The organism is Anoxybacillus sp. (genome assembly GCF_036834105.1).
In the GTDB taxonomy this organism is placed as follows: Bacteria; Bacillota; Bacilli; order Bacillales; family Anoxybacillaceae; genus Anoxybacillus.
This window is the reverse complement of sequence record NZ_DAITON010000104.1, coordinates 1-8,085: the sequence shown is the minus strand read 5'-3', so window position 1 is coordinate 8,085 and position 8,085 is coordinate 1. Positions and strand designations below refer to the sequence as shown.

Annotated in this window: 5 protein-coding genes and 2 pseudogenes; 2 read left to right on the top strand and 5 right to left on the bottom strand. The window is 38.9% G+C overall.

From position 1 onward, the window contains the following. Window positions 1-2: 2 nt before the first annotated feature. A complete protein-coding gene (locus tag V7Z64_RS10100) occupies window positions 3-1,214 on the bottom strand; it encodes an MFS transporter (RefSeq protein WP_064213934.1) in 1,212 nt (403 codons plus the stop codon). A 298-nt stretch (window positions 1,215-1,512) separates the two neighbouring features. After that, window positions 1,513-1,734: pseudogene (locus V7Z64_RS10095) on the bottom strand (transposase); the annotation flags it as partial. A gap of 104 nt (window positions 1,735-1,838) precedes the next feature. On the opposite strand from V7Z64_RS10095, the pseudogene V7Z64_RS10090 reads away from it, so the two are divergent. After that, window positions 1,839-2,452 (top strand): annotated as a pseudogene (locus tag V7Z64_RS10090) (hypothetical protein). Between the two features lie 153 nt (window positions 2,453-2,605). Beyond that, on the top strand, window positions 2,606-3,583 hold the full coding sequence (locus V7Z64_RS10085; RefSeq protein ID WP_297992222.1) for a LacI family DNA-binding transcriptional regulator: 978 nt from the start codon (window positions 2,606-2,608) through the stop codon (window positions 3,581-3,583). A 21-nt stretch (window positions 3,584-3,604) separates the two neighbouring features. Here the strand turns inward: V7Z64_RS10085 and V7Z64_RS10080 are convergent, their stop codons facing one another. The 3 genes from V7Z64_RS10080 to V7Z64_RS10070 form a co-directional block, all read right to left on the bottom strand. After that, window positions 3,605-4,795, bottom strand: a complete 1,191-nt coding sequence (locus V7Z64_RS10080; protein WP_297992225.1) for an MFS transporter — start codon at window positions 4,793-4,795, stop codon at window positions 3,605-3,607. Window positions 4,796-4,926: 131 nt separating this feature from the next. Then, window positions 4,927-6,615: a formate--tetrahydrofolate ligase gene (locus V7Z64_RS10075; protein ID WP_297992228.1), complete on the bottom strand. Its 1,689-nt coding sequence runs from the start codon at window positions 6,613-6,615 to the stop codon at window positions 4,927-4,929. Between the two features lie 151 nt (window positions 6,616-6,766). Then, window positions 6,767-7,969 (bottom strand): NAD(P)/FAD-dependent oxidoreductase, encoded by a 1,203-nt coding sequence (locus V7Z64_RS10070; RefSeq protein ID WP_297992230.1) that lies wholly within the window; start codon window positions 7,967-7,969, stop codon window positions 6,767-6,769. Window positions 7,970-8,085: the final 116 nt, after the last annotated feature.

Genomic DNA, 8,085 nt, shown 5'->3' with positions numbered 1-8,085 from the left:
CTTTACATTACAGTTTCTCTTGGCGTACCTTTTCTCTCATTAATTAATAACGAAGATAAACTAGTAACTATACCCAAAGCACCTGCAATGAAGAAAAGATATTTTATATTGAAATAATCAACACTGACCCCAAAAATAAACTGGGCTACTGGCGTTGAAAGCATTGAAATCGCCATCATAATACTATTAACTCTTCCTAATAAATGAATAGGCACAGAACGTTGAACAAAAGTAGGTATAAGGACTCCTATAAAACCAGTAATTAAGCCAATTACAAAAACAAAAATTAGAATAATCAAAAAATTTCGGGTGAAACATAGTGCAGCAATACCAGTAGCTTGTAAAAGAAAAGATAAATAAATAATCTTCAATTCAACCCTGTGAATGCTTTTAACTGAAAAGATTAAACCAGTTAACAAACTTCCCATTGACATCGATGAATATATATATCCTAAATACTTAGCATCATCACTAACATTTTTAGCTAAAAAAGGGAACAATACATTAACCCCGTTTGCTCCAATATTTACAAAAAACATAGTTATAACCAAATAAAAAATCATTTTTTGTCTATTCAAAAAACTAAAACCAAGTCTTAAATCCGAAAAGTAAGAAGTTTTGTCATTATTATCGTTCATATTTTCAAGATGACTATTTTTAGAGTCAATAAACAAAATTAAAAAAGTTGAAAATACATATAAGATAGAAATGGCTATCAAGGAATGTTCTATTGAGATTGATTCAACCGTCCAAGCGGCGATTAAAGGGCCCAAAATGATCGTTGTTCTTACAACAGTGAAGTATTGACTATTGAGACGACTCAAATATTCAGTAGCGACTAATCTTGGCTTTATTGATTCTGAGGCTGACCAATAAAAAGCATCAATCGCTCCAAACAAAACGGAGACCATTATGAGAATTACAAAAGAGATAGTATGATCCCATAACAGAATAGCCAAAACTAACACAATAATTGCCCTTATCATGTCTGACAACCACAGAAACAACTTTGCCCCTATTCGATCAATAACCGGTCCGCAAAGAAGCCCAGCAATAAATCTCGACAAACCTAGGGAAAATAAAACTGCTCCCATCAAAAAACCTGATTGTAAAACATCAGCAATATACCAAGCTATAACAACACTGTATATGACATCCCCCAAGTTTGAAAGAAACGTTGCTATACAAAATTTTGTAGCGTTCAAAATGATCACCCTTAGAAAGATTGAGACTAGGCATGTAATGCACTTGTGAAACAGAACAAAATCAAAACATAGGATAAGGGGCGGTTTTAATATAACTAAAGATTCATTATATTACAATTATCACAATAATTATTTTATTTGGAAAATACGGTACCGTCAAGAATTTTGTGTAATGTAATGGGGTAGGGTTTCTCTGAAATGGATTTGAATTGATAGGGGACTGATTTTCTCCACACAGGAGACTGAATATTCAGTCTCCTGTGTGGAAAGGGAGAATCCCCCTATTTTGTTTATTTACAGTATTTGGTTAATGATAACGTTCTTCAAACATTCGTTGAAGGGCTTCATGCGCTTCGGCAAATCCTCGCAACTTTCGCCCTGCCCATTTCTCATTAAAATCTTGAATGGTCAAATACACGATTTTTTCAGCGGCTTCTAAACTATTCAAACTGTTCATCGGTTTTAGGCGTTTCCGAATCTCCTTGATCGTTCGTTCGATGGCATTGGTCGTGTAAATCACACTTCGAATACAGGCGTGTTGATTATCCAATAAAATCCAAAGGGTATAGAAAAAAGAGCACCTTTCCTGTAGAATGTGAGTAGCGACACAAACAAACCCAGGAGGTGCTCTCTATGAACAAGCATACCACACTCCCGAATTTGATGCAAAAACTTGTTTCGGATGAAGAGATTCAACTGATTGCCGAAGCGGTTGGGTATCGTGATTCGTCTCGAACCTTTACGTTGCGCGAGTTGATTCACTTCTTCCTGCTGGCCGCCATGCATCAATGGAAAAGCTTTCGCCACGGAGCCGATGTGGGGCCTCTGTATGGATTGCCGCGATTCCATTATTCAACTGTATCCAAGAAAGCGAAAGAAGTTCCCTATGACATCATGAAACGCTTGTTGGCGTTGATCATTTCCAAGTGCAACCGCCAAACCCGCCGTTCGCTTCGGTTTCCCAAACCTTTTTCCGTTGGGTGAAGCAATATCTGAATGTCCCGACCTTGTTTGGCACGACGGAAAATGCGGTATACAACCAACTGTTTGCGGCGTTCATCGCGTATGTGTTGCTGCAATGGCTGTATGATCAAACCAAAAAACAGACGAACGTCTCTCTTTCCTTCATTTCGTTCGTTCGCCGTTTTTTCTCTGGGCAGCTTCCTCTCGATTGGAAATCCGGGATGGCCGCTGCTTTGTTTGAGTATGCCCAAATTTATGGAAGGCGTATGTATAATTTTGGATAATCAACACTCATGACTTTTTTCATCATTATGCCACTCGATTTCTGTCAATCCAACATCATTCTGACTAAAATCCTCCTGAAATATGAAACCTTTTACACCTCCATCAAAAAAGAAGTAAAATATAACTATATGTCGTCAAAAGCAGGTGAAGATATGGCAAATATTCGTGAAATCGCAAAACGTGCAGGCGTCTCTGTTTCAACTGTCTCACGTGTTCTTAATGGTTATCCATATGTTAAAGAAGAAAAACGAAAAGCCGTATGGGACGTCATTCATGAATTAAATTACAAAAAAAATATTAATGCTGTTCACTTATCAAAAGGAAAAACGAATATTGTTGGAGTGATGTTACCGACTATCAATCACCCATACTTCAGCATGATTGTAGAGGGAATTTCCGAAGAAGCATTGCGATACGGGTACCATCTTCTCTTTTTTCAAACAAACTATGATATACATAAAGAATTAGAAGCGCTCGAAATGCTACGTGTCAAACAAATGGATGGACTAATCATTTGTTCGCATACCATTCATCTCGAAACAATTGCATCTTATACAGATGATGGTCCAATCATTTTATGCGAAGATATACAAGAGACGAACTCGTTTTCTGTATACATCGACCATTACCATGCCTTTGCACTTGGAATGGATTACCTAATAAAAAAAGGACATTCAAAAATCGGATATTGTCTTAGTCGACCAACGAGCATCAATAGCCAAAAGCGGATGGCAGCCTACAAAGATGCGCTTCAACGCATACATGCCCCGGTTCGTCCTGATTGGATGTTTCATCATTGTTTGCATATGAATGACGGGAAACGAATTGTATCTACTATTCTTTCTCTCGAGGAAAAGCCAACCGCTCTACTCGTTGCTAGCGATCAAGTTGCTGCAGGAATTGTTTTATGGGGAAAAACATACGGATTACGTGTTCCAAACGATTTAGCTATTGTTAGTTTTGATAACCATCCTATTTCAGAAGCATTGCATATCACAACGATCGAGTTACCCCTTTCGCTCATGGGAAAAAAAGCTTTCCAAATGGTATACAACCAGTTAACAAACGAAAAGACAGAGCCGAAAAAAGAGAAACTGCCCGTTCGTTTGATTGAACGAGCATCAGTATAGTGGCAAGCTTCGCGCTTGCCACTACGCTTCTTTCGGCAACCAAAACGTCAATATACCAAATAAAGGGAGAAAACTGCATATAATCATCAATGTTTTCAATGTATACACGTCTGCAATTTTTCCGAGTGCAACTGCACCAAGCGCCCCCATTCCAAATGCAAGGCCGACAATTAACCCCGATGCCATTCCAACATTTCCCGGAAGCAACTCTTGTGCATAAACAACAAAAGTAGCGAAACTAGATGATAAAATGAATCCTGTAACAAAAACAATTGGCAACACGAAATGAAGTGGCACATATGGCAAAATGAGTGCAAACGGAGCCGTACCGAGCGTGGATGCAAAAATTAAATTTCGTCTCCCAAATCGGTCGGCAAGCGGACCGCCAAAAACGGTACCGATCGCTCCAGCAATCATAAAAACAAATAAATAAAGCTGCGCCTCACGAATGGAAATATCATAATATTTCATCAAATAAAACTGATAATAGTTTGAAATCCCAGCATAATACCACGAACGTGCAAATACTAGCAACACGAGAAGAACGAGGGCAACTATAATTCGTTTGCTTGTATGTGTCGTTCCTTCTATTGTTCTGTTCGGACGATTTTTCAGTTGACGCAGCTGAAGAGCATACCATTTCGATACCCAAAATAAAATAGACATCCCAATGGCTGCAACAATAACAAACCAACTTGCTCCTTTTTGACCGAACGGAACGAAAATGAGCGCTGTAAACAATGGGGCAAGGGCATTCCCTGTATTGCCACCGAGTTGGTAAATGGATTGAGCGAATCCCCTTCTCGCCCGCGCAGCAAAATAAACGACACGCGAACCTTCTGGATGAAATACAGCCGAGCCTAATCCGATAAATAAAACGGACAATAAAACAAAGAAAAAATTAGGCGCAAATGCCAATCCAATCATTCCTAACATGCTCGCTCCCATACCGAGCGGCAAAAAACTTGGCGATGGATAGCGATCGGAAAACAATCCAACAACCGGCTGCAAAATAGACGAGGTCATGTTCAGCGTAAATGCAATCCAACCGATTTGTGTATAAGACAATTTCATTGATGACTCTAAAATCGGAAATAACGCTGGAACAACAGCTTGCATCGCATCATTTAACAAATGACCAATGCTAATGGCAATTAAAATCGGATACACGACAGTTTGCATATTTGTACGTTGTTCAACACTTGCTTGCATTTTCCTCTCTCCCTATAAAACAAATGGAATATTTACATTATAATACCTTCTGCCAACATTTCAATTTTTTTGCTTACTCATAAAAAGCGCCTCATCACACAGATGAGACGCTTTTACACCTTATGGCTCACTTAGAAAAGCCCACGAGCGTTTCCATATTCATCGACATCCATTTGAAGTGCTGCTGGTTGTTTTGGTAGCCCCGGCATCGTCATGACATCTCCTGTTAAGGCAACGAGGAAACCTGCGCCAATCGATGGTTTTAATTCGCGCACTGTAATCGTGAAATCCGTCGGACGACCAAGTTTTGTTGGGTCGTCAGAAAGCGAATATTGCGTTTTCGCCATGCAAATCGGTAGCTTGTCCCAACCGAATGATGTAAATTGTTCAATTTGCTTTTTTGCCTTATCGGAAAAAGAAACATCGCTTGCGCCATAAACAATGCGCGCGATTTTTTGGATTTTATCCGTAATCGGTTCATCTAATTCGTATAACGGGGTGTACATGCTTTTTGTATTTTCGATTACTTCTAATACTTTATGAGCTAAATCAATTCCTCCATTTCCACCTTTTTCCCACACTTCCGTTAACGATACAGGATATCCTTTTTCTTCACAGAATGCCGTTAATGCTTGAATTTCTTTATCTGTATCCGTAATAAAACGGTTAATGGCAACGACAAACGGCAAGCCAAATGCTTGAATCGTTTCAATATGTTTTTCTAAATTGCTTAATCCTTTTTTCAACGCCTCGATATTTTCAGTTGCTAGTTGTTGTTTCCCTACCCCGCCGTGCATTTTTAACGCCCGAATCGTTGCCACAATGATAACTGCTGATGGTTCAATTCCAGCCGTGCGTGCTTTAATATGTAAAAATTTCTCCGCCCCCAAATCTGCGCCAAATCCTGCCTCTGTCACGACGTATTCGCCAAGTTTTTGTGCCATTTTTGTCGCAATGACGCTATTGCATCCGTGAGCGATATTGGCAAACGGGCCACCGTGTACAAGCGCAGGGACATGTTCTACCGTCTGAACTAAATTTGGTTTTAGTGCATCTTTTAATAAAAGCGTAAGCGCCCCTTCGACCCCTAAGTCAGCTACTGTAACAGGTTGACGATCCACGTTATACGCCACAACCATTTTTGCTAAACGCTGTTTTAAATCTTGCAAATCGGTTGCCAAGCAAAACACCGCCATAATTTCAGATGCAACCGTAATATCAAACCCATCTTCGCGTGGTACACCTTGCGTTGGTCCGCCTAAACCAACTACTACTTTCCGAAGCGCTCGGTCATTTAAATCAACCGCTCGTTTCCAAACAATACGACGTGTATCAATTCGTAATTCATTCCCTTGATGAATATGATTGTCAATAAGCGCAGCTAAAGCGTTATTAGCTGTCGTAATCGCATGCAAATCGCCTGTGAAATGCAAATTAATTTCCTCCATTGGCAACACTTGCGAGTATCCACCACCTGTTGCTCCACCTTTAATTCCCATTGTTGGCCCAAGGGAAGGTTCCCGCATCGCGATCATCACTTTTTTACCAAGTTTATGTAACGCTTGACCAAGCCCAACTGTAACTGTTGATTTCCCTTCCCCCGCTGGCGTTGGATTAATAGAAGTCACTAAAATGACTTTACCATCTTGTTTCGTCGCTAGCCGCTTCATCGCATCGAGGGAAATTTTTGCTTTATAATGCCCATACGGTTCAAGCTCTTCTTCTAACAAATCAAGTTCGCTTGCAATGTCTTGAATGCGTTTTAATTTCGTTTCTTGGGCAATTTCAATGTCCGTCTTTACTTTCGTTGTCGTTGTCATTGTTCAGTCCCCCAGTATGAAAAGTAAAATTCTACTTTATTTTACCACGATGATTGAAAAACTCGCACTTCATCATTTTTTGATTATATATTTATACATGAGTAAAAAAGCACTCTTAAGGTTTTACCTTAAAAGTGCTATACAAAACATATTATGGCAAATAACTGAGTCCATTTTTTGTTTTCCACATAAAATATTTTTCAAAAAGCCTTTTACCAATATCATATAGCGGATTCGGTAACAACAGTGCAAATTTTCTCGGTTTCAATAATGAATTCGTAACAATAAACACTTCTTTTTTACCTGCATCCATAATACAAAGCCCTGGAATTTTCCCCATTGGTTTTTCTTTTAACACCTTTTCACCATGAATTAAACGAACAATATTTTCAGCTGCTGTTTTTGCCGATTCATCGGCAGGATACCCTGTTTTCGGCATACCTAATGGTACTTTTGTATTAAAGGAAACTGGATAGTCTGCCGCAATACCTACCGCAAAAATATTTGGATAAACTTTATGTTGATACGTGTCATGAACCGGAATAAATCCACGATGATTTCCTAATCCAGGAGAATTACGCACTACTTTCGCCCCATAAAAAGCAGGCATAATCATTGAAAACTTATAAGGTAGATGTCTCCCATCATCCAAAATAATTGTGTCTTCTGTCACTTTTTTAATTGCTGCATTTGTGATGTAGCGAATATTAAACATTTTCATAAATGCTTTAAGCATCGTCTCTCCACCAGCAATACCTTCAATCCCAAAATGACCTAAAAATGGTTCTGGTGTAACCCATGTAATATTCACTTTATCACGAATCCCCGACGCGCGACATTGTTGCTCAAAGTTAAACAAAAATTCATATGCTGCGCCAGCACATCCTGCTGCAGGTGCTGCACCAATTACCACAGGACCAGGGTTTTTAACAAACTCTTGCCACCTTTTTCTCGTATCCATTGCTCCTTTCGGGTTACAAATACACGAAACATTCCCATTTTCTCCTAACCCTTCTACCTCATCAAATGCTAAATCAGGACCCGTGGCCATGACAAGATAGTCATATGAATAAGTTCCTTTCGTTGTTTCAACTTTTTGTTGTTCTGGATCTACTTTTAATGCTTCCGCATGAATAAAATTTACATTTGCTTTAGATAAAATTGGTTCAACAGGTAACGTAATATCTTTTATTTCCCTCTCCGAAAACGGCACCCAAATAAGTGAAGGAATAAAAACAAATACAGGCGATTTTGAAATGACGGTTACTTGATGATCACTTCCTAGCTTTCTCTTTAATTCGAGCGCTGCAGTTAGTCCGGCAAAGTTTCCTCCGACAACAATAATATTTGCCATTTGCAACCACCTTCTTTTTTGGAAAAATTTTTTACATTTATAATTGTACTATCTTATAACATATACAGGTATATGTATAAAACAAATTCAAACAATTTTCATAAATTTTCCTCACT

Excerpts from the sequence above, each read along its gene's own strand:
- V7Z64_RS10070 (WP_297992230.1), bottom strand. The coding sequence starts at position 7,969 with ATGGCAAATATTATTGTTGTCGGAGGAAACTTTGCCGGACTAACTGCA.
- V7Z64_RS10085 (WP_297992222.1), top strand. The coding sequence starts at position 2,606 with ATGGCAAATATTCGTGAAATCGCAAAACGTGCAGGCGTCTCTGTTTCA.
- V7Z64_RS10075 (WP_297992228.1), bottom strand. The coding sequence starts at position 6,615 with ATGACAACGACAACGAAAGTAAAGACGGACATTGAAATTGCCCAAGAA.
- V7Z64_RS10080 (WP_297992225.1), bottom strand. The coding sequence starts at position 4,795 with ATGCAAGCAAGTGTTGAACAACGTACAAATATGCAAACTGTCGTGTAT.